General features: G+C 64.0%; 17 protein-coding genes and 1 riboswitch. Of the genes, 9 read left to right on the forward strand and 8 right to left on the reverse strand.

What is annotated here, in order from left to right; translation table 11 throughout:
• The first annotated feature begins 250 nt into the window (after nucleotides 1-250).
• The 3 genes from Y882_RS01920 to ppa all read left to right on the forward strand — a co-directional run bounded on the left by Y882_RS01920 (nucleotide 251) and on the right by ppa (nucleotide 3862).
• On the forward strand, nucleotides 251-2302 hold the full coding sequence (locus Y882_RS01920; RefSeq protein ID WP_046970253.1) for a prolyl oligopeptidase family serine peptidase: 2052 nt from the start codon (nucleotides 251-253) through the stop codon (nucleotides 2300-2302).
• A gap of 58 nt (nucleotides 2303-2360) precedes the next feature.
• Complete coding sequence (locus tag Y882_RS01925) at nucleotides 2361-3197, forward strand: 2OG-Fe(II) oxygenase (protein WP_046970189.1); 837 nt, start codon at nucleotides 2361-2363, stop codon at nucleotides 3195-3197.
• A gap of 125 nt (nucleotides 3198-3322) precedes the next feature.
• Nucleotides 3323-3862, forward strand: a complete 540-nt coding sequence (gene ppa / locus Y882_RS01930) for an inorganic diphosphatase (protein ID WP_046970190.1) — start codon at nucleotides 3323-3325, stop codon at nucleotides 3860-3862.
• A 47-nt stretch (nucleotides 3863-3909) separates the two neighbouring features.
• Here ppa and Y882_RS01935 read toward each other — a convergent pair whose 3' ends face one another.
• The 4 genes from Y882_RS01935 to Y882_RS01950 form a co-directional block, all read right to left on the reverse strand.
• A complete protein-coding gene (locus Y882_RS01935; RefSeq protein WP_046970191.1) occupies nucleotides 3910-4095 on the reverse strand; it encodes a hypothetical protein in 186 nt (61 codons plus the stop codon).
• A gap of 63 nt (nucleotides 4096-4158) precedes the next feature.
• Nucleotides 4159-4755 (reverse strand): ferritin-like domain-containing protein, encoded by a 597-nt coding sequence (locus Y882_RS01940; protein WP_046970192.1) that lies wholly within the window; start codon nucleotides 4753-4755, stop codon nucleotides 4159-4161.
• 245 nt (nucleotides 4756-5000) lie between these two features.
• Entirely contained in the window at nucleotides 5001-6878 is a 1878-nt protein-coding gene (gene thiC / locus Y882_RS01945; RefSeq protein ID WP_046970193.1) for a phosphomethylpyrimidine synthase ThiC, read from the reverse strand.
• 134 nt (nucleotides 6879-7012) lie between these two features.
• A riboswitch (TPP riboswitch) is annotated at nucleotides 7013-7108 on the reverse strand.
• A gap of 68 nt (nucleotides 7109-7176) precedes the next feature.
• Nucleotides 7177-7827 (reverse strand): TetR/AcrR family transcriptional regulator, encoded by a 651-nt coding sequence (locus Y882_RS01950; RefSeq protein ID WP_046970194.1) that lies wholly within the window; start codon nucleotides 7825-7827, stop codon nucleotides 7177-7179.
• Between the two features lie 98 nt (nucleotides 7828-7925).
• Here Y882_RS01950 and Y882_RS01955 point away from each other — a divergent pair, with 98 nt between their 5' ends.
• From Y882_RS01955 to Y882_RS01970, 4 genes are all read left to right on the forward strand, one after another.
• Nucleotides 7926-8261, forward strand: a complete 336-nt coding sequence (locus Y882_RS01955) for a hypothetical protein (protein WP_046970195.1) — start codon at nucleotides 7926-7928, stop codon at nucleotides 8259-8261.
• 180 nt (nucleotides 8262-8441) lie between these two features.
• A complete protein-coding gene (locus tag Y882_RS01960; RefSeq protein ID WP_046970196.1) occupies nucleotides 8442-9101 on the forward strand; it encodes a protein-L-isoaspartate O-methyltransferase family protein in 660 nt (219 codons plus the stop codon).
• A gap of 28 nt (nucleotides 9102-9129) precedes the next feature.
• Nucleotides 9130-10464, forward strand: a complete 1335-nt coding sequence (locus tag Y882_RS01965; protein WP_046970197.1) for a TolC family outer membrane protein — start codon at nucleotides 9130-9132, stop codon at nucleotides 10462-10464.
• A gap of 350 nt (nucleotides 10465-10814) precedes the next feature.
• Nucleotides 10815-12218, forward strand: coding sequence for a TolC family outer membrane protein (locus tag Y882_RS01970; protein ID WP_046970198.1), 1404 nt, complete (start codon nucleotides 10815-10817; stop codon nucleotides 12216-12218).
• A 79-nt stretch (nucleotides 12219-12297) separates the two neighbouring features.
• Here the strand turns inward: Y882_RS01970 and waaA are convergent, their stop codons facing one another.
• Nucleotides 12298-13563 carry a lipid IV(A) 3-deoxy-D-manno-octulosonic acid transferase gene (gene waaA, locus Y882_RS01975; protein ID WP_046970199.1) on the reverse strand — a complete coding sequence of 422 codons (1266 nt, stop codon included), beginning with the start codon at nucleotides 13561-13563 and terminating at the stop codon, nucleotides 12298-12300.
• A 128-nt stretch (nucleotides 13564-13691) separates the two neighbouring features.
• Here waaA and lpxL point away from each other — a divergent pair, with 128 nt between their 5' ends.
• Entirely contained in the window at nucleotides 13692-14609 is a 918-nt protein-coding gene (gene lpxL / locus Y882_RS01980) for an LpxL/LpxP family Kdo(2)-lipid IV(A) lauroyl/palmitoleoyl acyltransferase (RefSeq protein WP_244466159.1), read from the forward strand.
• Between the two features lie 92 nt (nucleotides 14610-14701).
• Nucleotides 14702-15616 (forward strand): VirK/YbjX family protein, encoded by a 915-nt coding sequence (locus Y882_RS01985; RefSeq protein ID WP_046970201.1) that lies wholly within the window; start codon nucleotides 14702-14704, stop codon nucleotides 15614-15616.
• A gap of 45 nt (nucleotides 15617-15661) precedes the next feature.
• Here the strand turns inward: Y882_RS01985 and Y882_RS01990 are convergent, their stop codons facing one another.
• From Y882_RS01990 to Y882_RS02000, 3 genes are all read right to left on the reverse strand, one after another.
• The gene (locus Y882_RS01990; RefSeq protein ID WP_046970202.1) at nucleotides 15662-17950 is read right to left on the reverse strand and encodes a S53 family peptidase; all 2289 of its coding nucleotides are present in this window, start codon (nucleotides 17948-17950) and stop codon (nucleotides 15662-15664) included.
• 561 nt (nucleotides 17951-18511) lie between these two features.
• Complete coding sequence (locus Y882_RS01995) at nucleotides 18512-19291, reverse strand: glycosyltransferase family 2 protein (protein ID WP_046970203.1); 780 nt, start codon at nucleotides 19289-19291, stop codon at nucleotides 18512-18514.
• Nucleotides 19288-20559: an O-antigen ligase family protein gene (locus Y882_RS02000; RefSeq protein WP_046970204.1), complete on the reverse strand. Its 1272-nt coding sequence runs from the start codon at nucleotides 20557-20559 to the stop codon at nucleotides 19288-19290. The genes Y882_RS01995 and Y882_RS02000 overlap by 4 nt, the downstream gene beginning before the upstream one ends.
• Between the last annotated feature and the right edge of the window lie 28 nt (nucleotides 20560-20587).

The raw sequence follows: 20587 nt of genomic DNA on the forward strand, positions 1-20587 counted from the left end.
CTCGAGCGGCGGCAGCCGTTCGAAACGCCCGCCGCGTAGGCGGCACGCGGGCGGTATCGCGACAATCGAAGCGAAAAGTCACTGGATTCCTGCTTTCGCAGGAATGACGAGGCAAACCGGAGCGCGCCCGCATAGCTGCAAAGATGAAACGTTGAGGCGAACACCCCCCTGTAGCGGCATCCAAGGAAATCGCATGGCACCCAAGAAAACACTCTGGCTGGCACTCGCGCTGAGCCTCACACTAAACAACATGACCCACGCCGCCGACCACATCACCCCCACCGCCCAGGACCCCAACCTCTGGCTCGAAAACATCGACGGCAGCAAGCAGCTCGATTGGGTTCGCCAGCAGAATGCCCAGACGGTAAAGGGCTACGCCGACAGCGCCGAGTTCAAGCAACTCGATGCGCGCCTGCTCGAAGTGCTCGATTCCAACGAGCGCATTCCGATGGTCAGCAAGATCGGCGATCACTACTACAACCTCTGGCGCGACAAGGATCACCCCAAGGGTGTCTGGCGCCGCACGACGCTGGATGAATACCGCAAGGACAAGCCTGCCTGGGAAACGGTGATCGATCTCGATGCGCTCGCCGCCGCGGAGAAGGAAAACTGGGTCTGGCACGGCGCCGATTGCTTCAAGCCCGACTACCAGCGCTGCCTGGTCTCGCTCTCGCGCGGTGGCGCCGACGCGGACGTGGTGCGCGAGTTCGACCTCACCGACAAGCAATTCGTGAAAGGCGGGTTCGAGCTGCCCGAAGCGAAGAGCCGCGTGTCGTGGATGGACAACGATCACCTCTACGTCGCCACCGACTTCGGCCCGGGCTCGATGACCAAATCGAGCTATCCGCGCATCGTCAAGGCATGGCAGCGCGGTACGCCGCTGTCGAGCGCGACCACCGTCTACGACGCCAAGGACGATGACATGTCGGTGTCCGCGGGGCGCGACAACACGCCGGGTTTCGTGCGCGATTTCGTGGTGCGCCAGATCGCCTTCTACGAGAGCGAAACCTATCTACGCGGCAAGGACGGCAAGCTCACCAAGATCGACGTGCCCAACGACGCCAATACGGACGTGCATCGTGAGTGGCTGTTGATCGAACCGCGCAACGACTGGACCGTCGGCGGCAAGACCTACAAGTCCGGCTCGCTGATCGCGGCGAAATTCGACGATTACATGGCCGGCAAGCGCGAGCTCACCGTGCTGTTCGAACCTACCGACAGCACGGCGCTGGACGCGTATTCGTGGACGCGCCATCACTTGATCCTCAACGTGATGGACAACGTGGTGAACCGGCTTGAGGTGCTCACCCCAGGCGACGGCGCGTGGAAACGCGAACCGCTGGGCGGCGCGCCAGCCCTGTCCACCATCGCCGCCGGCGGCGTTGATGACGACACCAGCGACGACTACTTCCTCACCGTCACCGGCTTCCTGCAGCCCACCACGCTGTACTACGGCAGCCTGGGCCAGGGTGAGGCGCAGGCGATCAAGCACAGCCCGAGTTTCTTCGATGCGTCGAAGTACGAGGTGAGCCAGCACTTCGCCGTATCCAAGGACGGCACCCGCGTGCCCTACTTCGAGATCGCGCCAAAGAACCTCAAGGCCGACGGCAGCAATCCCACGCTGCAGTACGGCTACGGCGGCTTCGAGCTTTCCATGCAGCCTGCCTATAGCGGCAGCGTGGGACGCGCGTGGCTGGAGAAGGGTGGCGTCTACGTCATTGCCAACATCCGCGGCGGCGGCGAATACGGCCCGCGCTGGCATAAGGCAGCGCTCAAGGCGAATCGCCCGCGTGCCTACGAAGACTTCGCGGCGGTCTCGCAAGACCTTATCCAGCGCAAGATCACCTCGCCCGCGCACCTGGGCGCGATGGGCGGCAGCAACGGCGGCCTGCTGATGGGCAATATGCTCACGCAGTACCCGCAGTTCTATGGCGCGATCGTGAGCCAGGTGGCTCTGCTCGACATGCAGCGCTATACGCACCTGTCGGCTGGCGCTTCGTGGATTGCCGAATACGGCGATCCGGACAAGCCGCAGGAGTGGGCCTGGATCAAGACGTTCTCGCCTTACTACAACGCGAAGGCCGGCCAGAAATATCCGCCGGTGCTGTTCACCACCTCCACCCGCGACGATCGCGTGGGCCCGGTGCACGCACGCAAGATGGCCGCCAAACTCGAGTCGCTCGGCTACAACACCAGCTTCTACGAGAACATCGAGGGCGGCCACGGCGCGGCGGCGGACAACAAGCAGGCGGCCTTCATGAACGCGCTCGGTTACACCTACCTGTGGGATCACGTGAAGTAAGCGCGCGTCCTGCGTAACATGGGGCGCCGGCCCGAGCCGGCGCCGCTCTTTTTGACGCATGAACCATCACACGATACGTCCCGAACTGCGCGAATGGATTGTTTCCACCAGCCGCTCCGGCGTCAGTCTCAGCGACCTGCTGAAGATGCTCAAGGACGCTGGCTATGGCGGCGAGCAAAGCCGTCAGATCGTCGCGCGCGTGCTGAACATCCCGCTGGCCACGGTCATGGCCGCATCCAAGGCCAAGGTGGTGGGCTTGCGCACGCGCCATCCGCAAGCGCCGGTGGAGACCGTCAACGGCCATCCCGTGCGCATTGCGGTGAGCACCGATGCGCCCGTCGTGCGCGTGCTGGAGAACCTGCTCACCCTGGACGAATGCGACGAGCTGGTCGCTGAAGCGAAACCGAGACTGGCGCGCTCGCTCACTGTCGACGTCGAAGGACGCCACCAGACCGATGAACGCCGCACCAGCCAGGGCATGTTCTTCGCCATCGGCGAGACGCCGCTGGTGCAACGTATCGAGCAGCGCATTGCCGACCTGCTCGCCATTCCAGTGAGTCACGGCGAGGGTCTGCAGATCCTGCATTACCAGCCAGGCCAGGAATACGAGCCGCATTTCGACTGGTTCAATCCTGACCAGCCGGGCTATTCGGCCGTGACCTCGCGCGGCGGCCAGCGCATCGCCAGCGTGGTGATGTACCTCAATACGCCGGAGGAAGGCGGCGGCACGGCCTTTCCGCACATCGGGCTCACCGTGACCGCGATGCGCGGTTCAGCCGTCTATTTCGCTTACGACACCGGCGATGAGGCTTCGCTGCATGCTGGCCTGCCCGTACTCAAGGGCGAAAAATGGATCGCCACCAAGTGGTTACGCGAGCGACCCTACCAGGCCTGAGCATGGCCCGCTGACGGTCTCACGCTGAACTGCAACTGGGCGTGAGACCGCCCTGCGGCTGCGATGCCGCGGTTTTTGACGTATCCTTTCAAGTCTTTGCATCTGACTAGCCTAAGGACACGCTCATGGGTCTGCATCTCGTACCCGCCGGCCGCAAGGTTCCGGACGAAATCAACGTCATCATCGAAATCCCCAAGGATGCCGAGCCCGTCAAGTACGAGGTGGACAAGGAAAGTGGCGCGATTTTCGTGGACCGCATCCTGTCGACCCCGATGCGTTACCCCTGCAACTACGGCTACGTGCCGGGCACCCTGGGCGGCGACGGCGATCCGCTGGACGCGCTGGTGATCCTGCCGCTGCCGCTGGTGCCGGGCTCGGTGATCCGCTGCCATCCGGTGGGCATGCTGAAGATGACCGACGAAGCCGGCAGCGACGAAAAGCTGGTGGTGGTGCCGGTGGAAAAGATCTTTGCCGGCTACGCCCACATCAAGGACATCAAGTCCGTCTCCGGCCACTGGCTGGAGCGCATCGGCCACTTCTTCGAGCACTACAAGGACCTGGAGAAGGGCAAGTGGGTGAAGATCGAAGGCTGGGTCGGCGCCGATGAGGCGAAGGCCGAAATCGAAGCGGGCATCGAGCGTTACCAGGCCGACAAGAAGGCCTGATTCAAGCCCAAAAGCGCCGCCTCCGGGCGGCGTTTTCTTTTGGCGCTTCAGCTTTGCGTGCGGCCCGCATCGTCGGATGAGACGGTCGCCTGGCCGGTCATGCTGGCGCTTTCATCGGCCTGGCGAACCCACCAGGCCATCACGACGCTGGCCAGCAGCACGCCCAGCGCGAGCGTGGTCAGCACAGCCCTCAGTAGCCCATGTCCCTGGCGGGCGTTGTCCGTGGTCGGCATGGCGCGTCTCCCGGTGCAACAAGTCTATCCAACGCACGTATCCGCCTGCGGGATGACTTGTGCTCAGTGCTTGGTGGCTTTCTTGTCGGGTCGCGCCTTGGCCGGCTTGGCCGGCTCGCCCTTTTTGCCAAGGTTGTCGAGCAGGGTCGCAAGATCTTCGGCGTGCTCTTCTTCCATCGCAAGAATGCCTTCCATCATGCGGCGCGAGGTCGGATCGGCCGCGCCCAGGTAACTGATGATCTCGCGGTAGCTGTCGATGGCGATGCGCTCGGCCACCAGGTCTTCCTTGATCATGTCGACCAGGTCGTCGCCCTCCACGTAATCGGCGTGGCTGCGCGAAAGCAGTCCGTCGGGCGAAAAGTTCGGTGCGCCGTCGAGCTGGGTGATGCGTTCGGCGATGAGATCCGCGTGCCCTTGCTCCTCGTTTGCATGTTCGAGGAACTCGGCTGCCACGCTCTTGGCGTGGATGCCCTTGGCCATGTAGTAGTGATACTTGTAGCGAAGCACGCAGACGATTTCGGTGGCCAGCGCTTCGTTGAGTATCTTGACCACGGTCGCGCGATCGGCGGCATAACCGGCCGTGATCGCGCCGTTGTCGATATGTTCGCGGGCGCGTTTGCGGATGGTTTCGATATCGGAGAGGAACGGCTTGGCTGCCATGGACGCGGCTCCATCGGGCTGGCTGGGCGAACCTGCACCGTAGGTGGCGACGCGCGAAACGCAGGTGAAAAAAGCGATGCGGATGTGAGGCCGCCCATCCACTGGGAACCCATGTGGGAGCGCACCCTGTGCGCGACAAACCAACGGAGCGTTACATCGCAGCGTTGCTGTCGCGCACAGGGTGCGCTCCCACAGGGCGTCCTACCTCGCGCCGGCGGCGACGACCTCAGGCGCGAGGTGAAGCATCAAGCCTTGTGATACACCTCAGAGCCCTGCAGACGGAATTCCGCCGACTTCTCCGCCATGCCCTCTTCCAGCGCCGACTCTTCACCGGTGCCGTGCTCCGCGGCGTAGTCGCGCACGTCCTGGGTGATCTTCATCGAGCAGAACTTCGGGCCGCACATGGAGCAGAAATGCGCGCTCTTGTGGGCATCCTTGGGCATGGTCTCGTCGTGGAATTCCTTGGCCTTTTCCGGATCGAGGCCGAGGTTGAACTGGTCTTCCCAACGGAACTCGAAGCGCGCCTTCGACAGCGCGTTGTCGCGCACCTGCGCACCCGGATGACCCTTGGCCAGATCGGCTGCGTGCGCGGCGATCTTGTACGCGATGATGCCGTCGCGCACGTCCTGCTTGTTGGGCAGGCCCAGGTGTTCCTTCGGCGTCACATAGCAGAGCATAGCGGTGCCGAACCAGCCGATCATCGCCGCGCCGATCGCGCTGGTGATGTGGTCGTAGCCCGGCGCGATGTCGGTGGTCAGTGGCCCCAGCGTGTAGAACGGCGCCTCGTGGCACTTCTCCAGCTGACGCTCCATGTTCTCCTTGATGAGCTGCATGGGCACGTGGCCGGGGCCTTCGATCATCACCTGCACGTCGTGCTTCCAGGCGATCTGGGTCAGCTCGCCCAGCGTATCGAGCTCGCCGAACTGCGCGGCATCGTTGGCGTCGGCAATGCAGCCCGGACGCAGGCCATCGCCGAGACTGAAGGACACGTCGTACGCCTTCATGATCTCGCAGATGTCTTCGAAATGCGTGTAGAGGAAGTTTTCCTTGTGATGCGCCAGGCACCACTTGGCCATGATCGAACCGCCGCGCGAGACGATGCCGGTGACACGCTTGGCGGTCAGCGGCACGAAGCGCAGCAGCACGCCGGCGTGGATGGTGAAGTAGTCGACGCCCTGCTCCGCCTGCTCGATCAGCGTGTCGCGGAAGATTTCCCAGGTGAGGTCTTCGGCCACGCCGTTGACCTTCTCCAGCGCCTGGTAGATCGGCACCGTGCCGATCGGCACCGGCGAATTGCGGATGATCCACTCGCGCGTTTCATGGATGTGCTTGCCGGTGGACAGGTCCATCACCGTGTCGCCGCCCCAGCGAATCGACCACACCAGCTTCTCCACTTCCTCGGCGATACCCGAGGACACGGCGGAGTTGCCGATGTTCGCGTTGATCTTGGTGAGGAAGTTGCGGCCGATGATCATCGGCTCCGCTTCCGGGTGGTTGATGTTGGCCGGGATGATGGCGCGGCCGCGGGCGACTTCGTCGCGTACGAACTCCGGCGTAATCAGCTTGGGCAACGCAGCGCCGAAAGCCTCACCCGGATGCTGCGTGCGCAGCGCGCTTTCACGCAGCGCTTCGATGCGCTGGTTTTCGCGGATGGCGATGTATTCCATCTCCGGCGTCACGATGCCCTGGCGGGCGTAGTGCATCTGCGTCACGTTGGCGCCGGCCTTGGCGCGATGCGGCGCGCGCGTCGCGGTGAAGCGGAAGGCATCGAGCTTGGGGTCGGCAGCGCGCTGGCGGCCAAAGGCGGAGCTCAGGCCGCTGAGCTGCTCGGTGTCGCCGCGCTCGGCGATCCAGCCCGCGCGCAACGCCGGCAGGCCGGTGACCAGGTCCACCTTGTAGTCGGGGTCGGTGTAGGGGCCGGAGGTGTCGTAGACGGTGATCGGCGGGTTCTCTTCGCCGCCGAACAGGGTCGGCGTCTGCGCCTGGCAGATTTCGCGCAGCGGCACCTGGATGTCCGGGCGGCTGCCCTGCACGTGGATCTTGCGCGAGCCCGGGATCGGGCGCGTCACGGCTTCGGAGAGTTCCTGCGCGGCGCGCGCGAGATCGTTGGGGAGGGCATTCATCGGCTTGTGTCCGTCCGGGGTGACAGCGGTCCCCGAGGGGACTTGGCTTTTGTGAGGAGCCCGCAGCAGGTGCGCGGGGCTTTGCGAAGACATTCGCATCAACAAAAGCGGACGGCGCCGGACGCAATGCCCTTACGGCATGCGGCGAAGCTCCCTACAGCGGTACTAGCCGCATCAGGTTCGAAGGGACTCTCTCAGCCGACTTGTTGCCGGCACCCCCGCCTCAAGCTGCTATTTGAGCACGAAGCGGGGGAAGGCCGCGAGTGCGCGGCCTCCGGACGAGGTGAATCAGGGGGTCTCAGCGCGGCAGATAGGCGCGCAGAAACATGTCCACGCCATCGCGGGCGGTCTGTTCCAGCTCCGCGGCGTAGGACTGGGCGCACTCTTCGCAGCCGAACATGCGGCGCAACAGCATTTCGCCCTTGATCAGGGAGATGAACTGGCCGGCGGCGCGGGCGACGTTGCCGATATCCAGCTTGCGGTCGTCAACCGCCTGTTGCAGCAGGCGTTTCATCAGACCATTGGTGCGATCCGGGCCTTCTTCCCAGAGCAGCTTGCCGTAGCGCGGGTTGCCCTGGCGGCAGTCGCTGAGGATGGCGCGGAAGGTGCCCACGTTCTGCACGTCGCAGTCGAGCCGGACGTGATGCAGGGCGATACGCTCCAGCGCGACGCGGATGTCTTCGGCCGGGTCGTAATGGTAGGTGTCTTCGGGGATCAGGTCCTGGATGCGCGCGCGGATCACCTCGCGGAACAGGTTGTCCTTGTCGCCGAAATGGCTGTAGACGGTGAGCTTGGACACGCCAGCCTCTGCCGCCACCGCATCCATGCTGGTTCCGGCAAAGGCGTTGCGGATGAACAGGCCCTTGGCGGCCTCAAGGATCGCCGCGCGCTTTTCCATGTCCTTGGGACGGCCGGGCCCCTGAGGCTTGGTCTGCGGGATCGTGCTCATGGCTATACCTTCACAAATGGCTTCACAAATGGATAACGCCGGTTTAGTATACGCGACGGTTTAGTTATTTTCCATGGCCAAGATACACGGCTTCCCTTATGTCCACCACTATCGCAGAACTTTCCCTCAGCCCGGCGTATCGACTCGCCCAGCGTTCGCTTGCCTGCTGGCTGGAACCAGGCAAGGCGGAGGCCCGTCGGGCGGCCTTTGTGGCGCGCGCCGCGCTGTCCGGGCTCGACCTCACCGAACGCAGCCGTATCGCCCGCTGGCTGGCCTGGCTGGAGGTCGCGGCACAGAGTCGCGGCGGCCTCTCGCCGCAGGCCCGTGTCCAGCGCCTTGACGCATCCTTGCATCAGGCCATGCAAGATGCACTCACGCGACTCCCTGGTCAGACGGTGGCCGCGCGTACGGGGAAGCATCGACGTAGTGCGTAACCTGGCATGGCGAAGTGTCCGCGGACACCGCGCCACGCATGACTTCCGTCAACCAAGCGCGATGACTTCCGGCACTTCGTGTCGTTGGGACGAACCCGCAGGCTTTGCACATTGTCGGAACGTGGCTAAGCGCTTATCCTTTTTAGCCTTTTTTCCGATTCGCATTAGGACCTAAGCAACATGGCGATGAACTTCGAACAGGCGCGAGTGAACATGGTGGAAAACCAGGTGCGCCCCTGGGAGGTGCTGGATGCCCGCGTACTCGACGTGCTGGGCAGCGTGCGCCGCGAGGACTTCGTTGCCCCCGAGCACCGCAAGCTGGCCTTTGCCGACCTGTGCCTGCCGCTGGGTCATGGCGAAGTGATGATGAAGCCGGTGGTCGAGGGCCGCGTGCTGCAGGCGCTGGAACTGACCACGAACGACCAGGTGCTGGAAATCGGCACGGGTTCGGGTTTCCTGACCGCCTGCATGGCCAAGCTCGCTGGTCACGTGACCAGCCTGGACATCCATGCCGATTTCGTCACCGCCGCTGGCCAGCGCCTGGCGGGCGCAGGCATCGCCAACGTGACGCTGGAAGTCGGCGAAGCGGTGAACGGCTGGCAGCCGAACGGCTTGTTCGATGCACTGGTTGTCACCGGCGCGGTGTACCAGATTCCGCAGCGCTTCCTGGGCTGGCTCAAGCCCGGTGGTCGCCTGCTGGTGGTGCGCGGCGAGTCGCCGGTGCAGCACGTGCTGCTGCTCACCCACGAGGGCAATGGTCGCTACCGCGAAGAATCGCTGTTTGAGACCGACTTGCCCTATTTGAAGCACGCCGAGCCGCCGCGTCGCTTCGTTTTTTGAACCTATTTCCCCATACATGAGGCAACCCATGCGCTTGAAGCTTCTGACCCTCGCCCTGGCCCTGTCGGCATTGCCGCTGGCCGGCCACAGCGAGGACTTGCTGGATGCATACCGAGAAGCCCGCGCCAATGACCCGGTGCTGTCGCAGGCGGAAGCCACGCGCCTTGCTACCGGCGAAGGCGTTGCCCAGGCGCGTGCGTTGATGTTGCCGCAGCTCAATGGCAGCTACGGGCTGCAACAGCAGTCGGCGGGCAACAACATTGCCAATGGCACGGTCACGGGTTCCAGCTACGGCCATTCGCGCACCCGCGACATATCCGCCACGCTGAGCCAGACGATTGTCGACCTCAGCCAGTGGGCCAACCTCGCAGCTGCGCGATCCGCCGCGCATTCGCAGGACGCCACTTACGACGCCGCGGCGCAGAACCTCTATGTTCGCGTCACCACGGCCTACTTCGGCGTGTTGACCAGCCAGGATGCGCTGATATTCGCCAAGGCCAGCGAAGACTCCTTCAAGCAGGCCTACGACCAGGCCGATCAGCGCTTCAAGGTGGGCCTGTCTGCCATCACCGACGTCTACCAGGCCAAGTCGGAATACGAACTGGCCAAGGCCCAGACGGTGGCCGCGCAGAACACGCTCAACGACGCCAAGGAAGCACTCACCCAGATCACCGGCAAGCCGGTGGGCGAGCTCAAGAAGCTGCGCGAGGATCTGCCGCTGACGCCGCCGAATCCGGCCGACCCGAACGCCTGGGTGCAGGCGGCGTTGCAGTCCAACGCCAGCATCCATGCCAGCCAGTACACCGTGCAGGCCGCCGAGCACGACATCGACGCGGCTCGCGCCGGCCATCTGCCGACCATCAACGCCTCCGTGTCGCGCGGCAAGGACACCACCTGGCTCGAGCACGGCAACTACAACGTGCCCGGCAATGGCGCCTATGGCACCACGGTCGGCATCTCGATGAATATTCCGATCTTCTCCGGCGGCGCCACCCAGTCCCGCGTACGCCAGTCGATCTACCAGCGCGACGAAGCCCAGGATTCGCTGGAATCGACGCGCCGCCAGGTGGTTCGCGACACGCTGAACTTCTATCGCTCGGTTGCCGCCGGCATCAGCCAGGTGGAAGCGAACAAGGCCTCGGTCGATTCCGGCCAGAAGGCGCTGGAAGCCACCCGCGCCGGCTTCGACGTGGGTACGCAGACCATGCTGAACGTGCTCAACGCGATTCAGACCCTGACCCAGGCCGAGAGCAGCTACTCGCAGTCGCGCCACCAGCTGGTGCTCGATCAGCTGCAGCTCAAGCAGTCGGCCGGCTCGATCGACGTGAAAGACGTGGAAATGGTCAATTCGATGCTGCAGTGATGTAGTCGCATCGAACAGCATTGAGCTACGCAAGGGCCGAGGATTTCCTCGGCCCTTTTCTTTTGCGTCCGTCTGGTGTCGGTTCGGAAATCCAACGACGTGGTTCTGCGAACAACGCTCACGTCAGGCGTATCTGCAATCCGATTTCCGAGTCCATTGAGCTTAGGTTTGAATCGCCTTTCGCCAGAGCAGCGTTTTGATTTGCTCAGCGCAACCTCGGCTCGCAGGAGCTGGATATCCGGCCAATCCCTGGCGCAGGGCCTGCTAGCTGCCCACGAAGCGCGTTCGAACCCGGCCTGCCGTGCTTCAGAAAACTCCGTTAGATGCCCATGCTTTCCCTGAGGTACGCCATGCGCCAAAAGCTTCGGATGCTCGCCTTGGTCTTGTCAGCGCTTCCGCTGCCCGGGCATGGCGAGGACCTGCTGGATGTCTACCGGGAAGCACGCGCCAATGACCCGGTGCTGTCGCAGGCGCAAGCGACCCGGCTCGCCACCAGTGAAGGCGTTACGCAAGCACGCGCCTTGATGCTACCGCAGCTCAACGGAGGCTTTAAGCTCAACCAACAATCTCGCGCCAGCGGGAGTGCCGGCAACTATCTCTGCTCCGGTGCGGGCACTGGCTCGAGCACCTCCCCGTGCGCGTCTGTCAGCACGGGCACCACGGGTGCATTGACCTCGAGCGGCCATAAGCGCACTCGCACGCCATCGCTCACCCTCACCCAATCGGTGCTCGATCTGAGCCAATGGGCCAACCTGTCCGCAGCCAAGTCGCTCGCCGGTTCGCAGGACGCCACCTACGTCGCCGCGGTACAGAACCTCTATGTGCGCGTGACTGCGGCGTATTTCGGTGTACTCACCAGCCAGGATGCGCTGGTGTTCGCCAAGGCCAACGAAGACGCCTACCAAGCGGCCTATGACCAGGCCGAGCAACGCTTCCAGGTAGGCCTGTCTGCTGTCACGGACGTCTATCAGGCCAAGTCGTATTACGAGCTGGCCAAGGCACGGACCATCGCGGCCCTCAATGCACTCAGCGATGCCAGGGAGACGCTCACCCAGATCACCGGCAAGCCGGTTGGCGAGCTGAAGAAACTACGCGAGGACCTGCCGATGGTTCCGCCCAACCCAAGCGATCCCGAGGCCTGGGTACAAGCAGCGCTCCAGTCCAATGCCACGGTGCAGGCCAGTCAATCCAAGGTCGGCGCTGCCGAGCACAGCATCAATGCGGCGCGGGCGGGGCATCTGCCGACCATCAACGCCTCGGTATCGCGCAGCACATCGACATCCTGGCTGGAGAACGGCAGCTACGACAACGGCGGAGGCAATGGCAGCTACGGCAACACGACAGGCTTGACGCTGAACCTGCCGATCTTCGCCGGTGGCGCCACCCAGTCCCGCGTGCGTCAGTCGATTTATCAGCGCGATGCGGCTCAGGATTCGCTGGAAACCGCTCGCCGCCAGGTCGTTCGCACCACGCTGAACTTCTATCGTTCCGTGTCGGCCGGCATCAGCCAGGTGGAAGCAAACAAGGCCTCGGTCGACTCCGGCCAGAAAGCGCTGGAAGCCACCCGCGCCGGCTTCGACGTGGGCACGCAGACCATGCTGAACGTGCTCAACGCGATTCAGACCCTGACCCAGGCCGAGAGCAGCTACTCGCAGTCGCGCCACCAGCTGGTGCTTGATCAGCTGCAGCTCAAGCAGTCGGCCGGCTCGATCGACGTGAAAGACGTGGAAATGGTCAACTCGATGCTGCAGTAACGCGCATCGCGTGAGCAGGAATGAAAAGGCCGGGCATGTCCCGGCCTTTATCGTCTGGATGTCGCAGACGTCTGGACGTCTATTCCTGCAGCAGATCGTCGATCATGCCCATCACGCGCTTGACAGCGCCACGCTCGCTGTCGAACACGATGCGTGCCGCATCGCCCATGCGTTCGCGCTGCGGCGGATCGCGCAACAGCTGCAGCACCACCGGACCCAGTTCCTCGGCGCTGTTCACGCGCGAGGCACCGCCTTCGCGGATGAGCGTTAGCGTGATCTCTTCGAAATTGAAGGTGTTGGGACCTACCAGCACGGGCGTGGACAGCGCGGCCGGTTCGAGCACGTTATGGCCGCCGATCGGCACCAGGCTGCCGCCGACGAAGGCGAGATCGGAGGCGGCGTAGAACGGCATCAGCTCGCCCATCGCATCGATCACGAAGACCTGGTGCGCCGCCGACGGCACACGGTCGGCACTGCGCGTGCCCACCATGAAACCCAGGCTGCGCGCGGAGTTTTCCACCAGCTTGAAGCGCTCGGGGTGACGGGGCGCGATCAGCAGCAAGGCATCGGGCCAGCGCGTGAGTACTTCCAGGTGGGCTTCGAGCACCGGCAGTTCTTCGCCTTCGTGCGTGCTGCCGGCGATCCACACAGGACGCAGATGCCCCCATTGCTGGCGCAGCTCTTCACCCTTGCGTTCGGCGTCGTAGGGCACCGGCATATCGAACTTCATGTTGCCGGTGACCACGATCTTGTCCGGGTCGGCGCCGAGGGCGCGATAACGCGACGCGTCGGTACGCGACTGGGCGGCGATCTGATAGACGCAGCGCATGGCCTGCGCCACCAGGTTGCCCAGGGGCTTGTAGCCGCGCAGCGAGCGCTCGGACAGGCGCGCATTGACGATCATCAACGGAATGCTGCGGCGCCGGCAGGCCAGGTAGAGATTCGGCCAGATTTCGGTTTCCACGATGATGGCCAGGCGCGGCCGCACGCGCTTGAGGAAGCGCGATACCGAGAACGGCAGGTCGTAGGGCAGATAGACGTGGAACACGCTGTCGCCGAACAGCTGGCGCACCCGCTCCGAGCCCGTCGGCGTCACCGTGGTCACCACCAGCGGCGCGTTCGGATAATCCGCCTGCAAGGCCTTGATCAGCGGCTCGGCCGCGTTGACCTCGCCCACCGACACGGCGTGCACCCACAGGCTGCCGGTGACGCCCGAGGCCTCGAAGAAGCCGAAGCGTTCGCGCCAGCGCTTGTGGTAGTCGCCATAGCGCACGCCACGCGCCATCAGCCGCAACACGATCAGCGGCGTGACCAGATACATGGCGAGGGTGTAGATGTAGCGCAACGGAGAGCCTAGCGATCGCGGTGCGCCAGTATATCGGCTCGGGCGCACCGGCCTGCCCATGCGCCTTGACCCTGGTCAGCGGCTCGCCTCGTTTTGGCTAGTTCCCTACAATGCGGGCAATGCCCGGCATGCCTCGTCCCAGCTTCACCCGCTCCCTGCTCTCGCCCACGCACTGGCCCGCCTGGCTGGGTGCCGGCGTGATCTGGCTGATCGCCCGCCTGCCGCGACCCTGGCTGATGGCCTTTGGCCGCGGACTGGGCTGGCTGGTGCAACGCGTGCCCTCGCCGCGGCGGCACGTGGCGGAAGTGAATATCGCACTGTGCTTTCCCGAACTGTCCAAGCAGGAGCAGGCCAGGCTGGTCGATGCGCACCTGCGCGATATCGGCCTGATGATGGCGGAGTTCGCGCTGGGCTGGATGGGCAGTGAGCGCGCCATCGCCAACGTGCCGGTGACCATCGAAGGTCTCGAGCATCTCGAAGCAGCGCGCGCGCAGGGCAAGGGCGTGCTGCTGGTGGGCGGCCATTTCTCGCACCTGGAGCTGTGCGCGCGGCTGGTCTCGCAGCGCATCCGCATTTCCGGCATGTATCGTCGCATGGACTCGGCGGTGTTCGAGTGGGTGGTGCTGCGCGCGCGACTCGATTACGCCGAGGCGATGTTCGAGAAGGACGATATCCGCGGCACCGTGAAGCACCTGCGCAACGGCGGCACGCTCTGGTATGCGCCCGATCAGGACATGCGCAGCAAGGACAATGTGTTCGTGCCGTTCTTCGGCGTGCCGGCGGCGACCATCACGGCGACCCATCACCTGGCCCGCATGTCCGGTGCCGTGGTGATTCCGTTCTACCACCGCCGCCTGCCCGGCAATGCGGGCTACGCGCTGAAGCTGGGCGCCCCGCTCGAAGCTTTGCCCAGCAAGGATGTGCTGGACGACACCGCACGCGTCAATGTGTGCATCGAAGACATGGTGCGCGCCGCGCCCGAGCAATACCTGTGGGTACACAAGCGCTTCAAGACCCGCCCGGAAGGCAGCCCCTCGGTCTACTAAAGCCTTGCAAGAAGCCGTCCTGTTCGCTGACAGATAAATGACAGTCAGGACAGGTAAAAAGACGGCCGACTATCCCCACGACCGCCCCCAACATGACTTTCCGGCTGTTTCTGCGCTCGCTGCGCCAACGCCGCGATTGGCGTGGCTCGCCCTCAAAGCGCCTCGCCGCCGGCCTGAAATACCTTGCCCGCAGTGTGCGCATGGCCCGTCGGCAGTCGGCGTGGTTGGCCGAGCTGTATGGGTCGCCGCGGCTTACCTCCATCCTGGCGCGCGACCCACGCCTGCATGAGCGTTGGCACCATCACTACATCAATCGCCGGGTCGGTCGGGCCGAGCGCATGGCCATCGTCAGCCAGCACTATCGCTTCGTGTTTGGCCACTTGCCTGCGGTGATGGTCGATGCGGTTTACCTGCATGGCCGCTATCGATGGGGAACGCTGGCGCTCAAGGACGGCAGCGAACTCCAGCTGGAGCTACGCCGCCCGACCGGTCGCAGCCGCGAAGGCGAGCTGGCGCTGTGCCTGAGCAACACGCAGGGCCAGGTGTTGTCGTCGGCCATCTTCAGCATCACCGATGAGGGCCGCACGCTGCTGATCGGTTGCCTGCAGGGCGCTGCCGCCGAGCTGGGGCGCGAAGCAGTGCGCGAGCTGACCAAGCAGTGCTACGGGCTGCGGCCGAAGAATCTGCTGCATTCGCTGCTGCTGGCCTTTGGCTCGTTTGCCGGCGCCACGCAGATCCGCGGCGTCAGCAACCTGGCGCATCCGTTCGCGGGCGAAGCGGACAAGATCAAGGCCGACTACGACAGCTTCTGGGAAGAATGCCAGGGCGTGCTGCAGCCGGACGGCTTCTTCGCCCTGCCGACCGCCGAACCCGAGCGCAGCGAACTGCAGGTCGAGAGCAAGCATCGTTCCGCCTTCCGCCGCCGCGAGATGCTGCGTCGCGAAGCCTGCGCACGCCTGCTTGCGGCGCTGCGCGACCAGCCGCTGCCGCTGTCGCAGGCAGCCTGACAACAACATCCCCGGCGCAACGCCGGGGATGCTGAGGGACTCCCCTTACTTCACATTGACGAAGGCCTTCCACGCCTTCAGCAGATTGTTGGCGTCGACCGAGCCCAGGCCAGACGCAAAACTCCAGCCCGCCTGCGCCGCAAACGCTTCCGTATTCGCGTTGTACTTGTTGGCGTTGCTCGAGGTGAGACCCACCTGGATCGGACCGAGGTAGGAGTTGGGCAGGTTGCCGTAGTAGTAGCAGTCAGGCGTCACCACGTCCGGCAGTTGTTGCACGCACTGGGTGGCGATGCTGCCGCGCGTGACATTGTGGAACACGCACTTGCCGGTGCCCTTGGCGCCATTGTCCGAATTGCAGGTCGCCAGCGAGGCCGGCGGCGTGCCCTTCGGGCCGCCGTACTCATCGGCGGCGAGCGTGTAGAGCGTCGGCGCGGCATTGCCCTGGTTCGGCGACAAGCCCTTTGCCGCGAGGCCCTGGTCGATCAAGGCCTGGATGCCGGCGAACATCGGCGAGGACAGCGAGGTGCCGCCGATCAGTGCCGTGCTGCCGGTGAATCCCGGTGTGCAGGGATAGTAGTAGGAGCACACGATCACCCAGGTCGAACCGCCGTACGAACCACCGAACAACGCCACGTCAGGCACGTCGCGCGACTGATCCTTGGCGGTGTTGTAGACCAGGCGCTGCCAGGCCGGCTTGGCATTGACCGAGGACGGGCCGCCACTGCCCGATTCGGAGGTGATGTAGTAACCGTAGGGATCGAACTGCAGATAGGCTTTGCAGAACGCCAGCGACGTCGCATAACCCAGCGACTTGGCTGCCACCTCGTTGCCGCAGGATTCGTTCCACGGAATTTCCGGCACATACGACAGCGCCGAACCGTACTGCGCGTTGAAGGTCGAGCTGAAGTACTTCTTGGTGCTGCCGTCGAGGATATCGGCCGTATCCGTGCCGCCGACCACGGTGTCATTGGGCGAGGTGCCAAACGCATTGGCATCGATGCCCGCGCCATTGATGAAGAAGCCGTTGAAGCTCGGGTTGGAACCCGAGTCGCCGCTGGATACGAACACGGAGATACCTTCCGCATCCGCCTGCGCCCACATCAGGTCGATCGCCGCCTTGCTCGGCGCATCGACGAAGCCCTCGCCATAGCCATAGCTGGCACTGATGATGTTGGGCCGGTTCGTGCCATTGATCAGATTGGTCGCCGCCGTGACCACGCCACCGAAGAAGTTGGTGGAGTTTGAATCGTCGCAGCTCGCCAGCCAGATGTTGGCGCCCGGCGCCATCGCCGTCGACCATTCGGCATCGAGCAAGGCCTCGAAGTCGTCCTCGCCGGGGAAGTTGATGGTCGGGTCGATGCAGTTGGTAAAGCCGGTGGCCTGTGGCTGGATCTGCTGGAAGGTGCCGCCGTAACTGGTCAGCCCGAACTGGCTGACGAAGTTGGTCCAGTCATCGGGCACCATCGAGCTGTCCTCGACCAGCGCAATGGTGATGCCGCTACCGGTCAGGCCGCTCGCGTAGAGCTTGTCGGTGCCATAGATCTTCGCCATGTCGTACGGCACCAGGCCGCGCGAACCATTGGTGAAGTTGACCGCCTGTGGCGTCAGGCCAACGGCTGCCGTCTTGGCTTGCTGTACCTTGAAACGTTGCGAGTTCGCATCGAACTGACCCAGCTTCGGCGCCGTGTGCTGTGCCTGCGGATGGATGTCGTTGAGGCCGGCCACGCCCGCCACCACGCCTTGCAGCGCCTGCGGAATGCTGATGTCGCTGGCATTGGCCACATGCGCCGCCTGGTTGATGGTGTAGTGGTTCATCTGCGTGTGGAACGCGCGCTTCACCTGCCCCGCGTTGCCGCTGAAGTCGATCTGCATCTTGTTCGGATAGACGCCATTGACCGTGAAGCCCTGCGATTTCAGCCACGCGGTCGTGGCGGCAATGTCCGCGTCGGACACGCCGAAAGTCTGCCCGAATTGATCGGGCGTCAGCCATTGACGGAACTTTGCCGAGCCCGGATCGTGCTGGGCGGACATCAGTGCATCCAGCGCCGCCTGGCGCTTGGCGCTGCGTTGCAGGATCAGGTTCATGTGATTCATGGCGGCCGCATCGTCCACCACCTTGGTCGGCGTGGTGCGATCAACCAGACTCAAGTGACTGCGCTGCAAAGTCGATGTCGCTCGACTGTCGACCGTCTGGGTCACCCTGGGCGCTTCGGCCGTGTTGATGCCTGCCAGCGCTGCGTTTTGTGCGGTATTGGATTGTGCCGATGCCACCACCGGCATGCCTGCGAGGACCAGGGTCATGGCCCCCAGCAGGTTCAGGTGCTCGTGTTTCATGCAATGTCTCCCTGATGCGATCCATTGAGAACAAGCCCCCCGTTTTCGATCAGCCACAGCTGTTTCCCCCGCATGGCCTCCTTTGAGATTCGCGCTGTGCGTAAGACGAATTCGCCCGTCGCGTCGCCATGCTGGCGACACGATGCCATTGCAGTAAAAGTCACCCTTGAACGGCGCGAGAGAAAGCTACGGAACCTGCTCGCGATGACACCCCACGAAAACCAGCCGAGTGTGGAAGGCACTGCGCGTTGCCACAACGCGAGCGACGCGAAAACGTGCGCTGCATCGTGACGATTTCATGCAGGCCATGAGAATCATCGTCTTGCAACGTACTCGCGCGTTGTATCAGCAATAGGCCGAGCATGACTCTGTGCGCGCAATTTCGTTCGTCTAAACAGTGGAATTGACGAACGATTCACGGCGCGATGGCGGTATCACTCCAGCGGGCGATTTCTGAAAGTATTTTCGGCGTGCAAGAGTTTGCGTTTGGCCGTACAGCTAGCTAAATCCGCGCTGAATTTTGTCCACTACTCGATGCGAATAGCTGCTCGCGCCGCGCGACTAACGTTCTTCGCCGCGCGATTTGCGCGACGCCTGCTCGCGCGCCTCGTGCAGCTTTGCGTACTTGAGGAAGGCGTAGAACGCACCGGTGACGCTGGCGATGAAGCCGGCCCAGCCGTTGAGGAAGTAACGCTTGCCGATGTATTGGCGCAGGAAGAACACCGGCGGATAGAACACCATGCGCAGTCCGGTAAAGCGCTGCCGCGTGCGCAGTTTGTAGGCCACCATGCCGGTGGTGTAACGGTTGATCTTTTCCACGCGCGTGGCGATGTCGCCGTCGCCGTCGTTGACGAAGTCCGCCCGCCGCAGGGTTTTCACCGGGCCGCGCACTTCCACCGCCGCGTGGACCTCGACATCGTTCATGCCGCCGCGTCGACGATCGAACAAGCGCAGATGGCCGTTGCGCCAGCTCCAGCGATGCTGCACCGTCCAGAACATGCGTTCGCGCCGCGGCAGCCGGAAACCGGCGTGCCGGGGATGTTCCAAGGCCCGCTCGATCTCCTCGCGCGTGCCGGGCGAGAGGATCTCGTCCGCATCGAGGTTCAAGATCCAGTCGTGACTGGCCATATCGTAGGCGCGCTGCTTTTGCGGGCCGTAATCGTCGAACGGATGCACAGCAATGCGTGCGCCATGTTGGCGTGCGATGGCGACGGTGTCATCGGTCGAGCCCGAATCGAGCACGACGATTTCGTCGGCCCAGTCGACACGGCTCAGGCACGCATCGAGCGTGTCCGCATTGTTGAAGGTGATCACCACCACCGACAGCAGCTCGCGCGTCATGCGTCGGCTCCCTTCGGCGAGGGATGCACGTAGAGCGCCGCGCACCACAGACCCAGCAGCCAGGCGAACAACAAACCCCACCACGCCGAATAGAAGGCCAGATGCGTGTTAAGCGGGAACAGCATGGTGCCCAGCGCGAGCGTGGCCGGGAAGGCGCGCTCGCGCGCCACAGGGCCCACGCGACGCCACGCCATCAATGCCAGCACGATGGCGCCCAACCAGCACAGCAAGCCCAGCACGCCAGTTTCGGTGAGTACCTCCAGCACCCATTGGTGCGCATGGCAGGCCCCCTCGCCCGGCCCGCATGCCTCATCCGAGACCACGAAGTGATCATTGGACGGCGCGTAGCTGGGATAGGCGTAGCGATAGGCGCGTACGCCGACGCCATTGATCGGATGCGCTTCAATCATGGCCACGCTGGTACGCCAGATATCCAGGCGCCCCGTCAGGGCAGTATCGAGCGATTGATCTGGACCGCTCAATGCATGCAGCGTGCGATCCATGCGCAACTGAAAACGCTCGGAGGTTTTCCAGGCAACGCCTCCCGCCAGCAGCAGCGCCACGATCAGTGCGCCAGCCAGGGCGATGAAACGCAGCGCCGATCCGGCGATGCGCCAGGCAAAGACCAGCGCCACCAGCGCGTAGCACAGCCACGCCGCCCGCGAGCCGGACATCAACACTGGCCCCAGCAACAGTGCGAACGCCAGCAGCACGCCCCTGATACCCCAGCGGCGTTGCGCCGCCCATAGCGCGAACGGAGCCAGCACCGAAAGGCTTGGACCAAGCTTTGGATTGCTTGCTCCGAAGATGCCGGTGATGCGCTCTGGCTCAGCATGTCCGGCCAGGCTCCAACCGGTGAGTATCTGCATCCACGCATCCAATGCCCACAACGCCAGCACCACCGCCACCGCCTGGTACAACGCCTGCAGCTTGTCCTCCCGGCGGACGGCGAAGCAGGCATAGAGGCCCAGCGGCGCGTAGCGAAGCAGCGCAGCCACGGTGCCCCAGCTCTTGCCTGGAGCGAGCGAATCGAATGCGGAAAACAACGCCGCGCCCACATAAGCCGCCAGCAGCCACAGCAGCAGCCGTGCGCCGGCATGCTCGCGCAATGCGGACGGATGGCGCACGAACAGCAGCACCACGCCGAGCAGGCACAGGAAGGTTCCCAACTCCGCGCTGCGCCCGAATGGCAGCAGGGCGATCACCAGCCAGAACGGCAGCAAGGGGGAACGCAGGGCGGCCTTCAGGAATGCAGCAATGGGGCTCATGCGTGGATCAATAAGGGTGACCCGCGCA

Source organism: Dyella japonica DSM 16301 (assembly GCF_001010355.1).
GTDB lineage: Bacteria > Pseudomonadota > Gammaproteobacteria > Xanthomonadales > Rhodanobacteraceae > Dyella > Dyella japonica.

What these genes read in the sequence shown, in the direction of transcription:
- Y882_RS01960 (WP_046970196.1), top strand. Translation starts at nt 8,442, where the DNA reads ATGGCGATGAACTTCGAACAGGCGCGAGTGAACATGGTGGAAAACCAG.
- Y882_RS01970 (WP_046970198.1), top strand. Translation starts at nt 10,815, where the DNA reads ATGCGCCAAAAGCTTCGGATGCTCGCCTTGGTCTTGTCAGCGCTTCCG.
- Y882_RS01985 (WP_046970201.1), top strand. Translation starts at nt 14,702, where the DNA reads ATGACTTTCCGGCTGTTTCTGCGCTCGCTGCGCCAACGCCGCGATTGG.
- Y882_RS01995 (WP_046970203.1), bottom strand. Translation starts at nt 19,291, where the DNA reads ATGACGCGCGAGCTGCTGTCGGTGGTGGTGATCACCTTCAACAATGCG.
- Y882_RS01920 (WP_046970253.1), top strand. Translation starts at nt 251, where the DNA reads ATGACCCACGCCGCCGACCACATCACCCCCACCGCCCAGGACCCCAAC.
- Y882_RS01990 (WP_046970202.1), bottom strand. Translation starts at nt 17,950, where the DNA reads ATGAAACACGAGCACCTGAACCTGCTGGGGGCCATGACCCTGGTCCTC.
- Y882_RS01925 (WP_046970189.1), top strand. Translation starts at nt 2,361, where the DNA reads ATGAACCATCACACGATACGTCCCGAACTGCGCGAATGGATTGTTTCC.
- Y882_RS01940 (WP_046970192.1), bottom strand. Translation starts at nt 4,755, where the DNA reads ATGGCAGCCAAGCCGTTCCTCTCCGATATCGAAACCATCCGCAAACGC.
- lpxL (WP_244466159.1), top strand. Translation starts at nt 13,692, where the DNA reads ATGCCTCGTCCCAGCTTCACCCGCTCCCTGCTCTCGCCCACGCACTGG.
- thiC (WP_046970193.1), bottom strand. Translation starts at nt 6,878, where the DNA reads ATGAATGCCCTCCCCAACGATCTCGCGCGCGCCGCGCAGGAACTCTCC.
- Y882_RS01935 (WP_046970191.1), bottom strand. Translation starts at nt 4,095, where the DNA reads ATGCCGACCACGGACAACGCCCGCCAGGGACATGGGCTACTGAGGGCT.
- ppa (WP_046970190.1), top strand. Translation starts at nt 3,323, where the DNA reads ATGGGTCTGCATCTCGTACCCGCCGGCCGCAAGGTTCCGGACGAAATC.
- Y882_RS01965 (WP_046970197.1), top strand. Translation starts at nt 9,130, where the DNA reads ATGCGCTTGAAGCTTCTGACCCTCGCCCTGGCCCTGTCGGCATTGCCG.
- Y882_RS01955 (WP_046970195.1), top strand. Translation starts at nt 7,926, where the DNA reads ATGTCCACCACTATCGCAGAACTTTCCCTCAGCCCGGCGTATCGACTC.
- Y882_RS01950 (WP_046970194.1), bottom strand. Translation starts at nt 7,827, where the DNA reads ATGAGCACGATCCCGCAGACCAAGCCTCAGGGGCCCGGCCGTCCCAAG.
- Y882_RS02000 (WP_046970204.1), bottom strand. Translation starts at nt 20,559, where the DNA reads ATGAGCCCCATTGCTGCATTCCTGAAGGCCGCCCTGCGTTCCCCCTTG.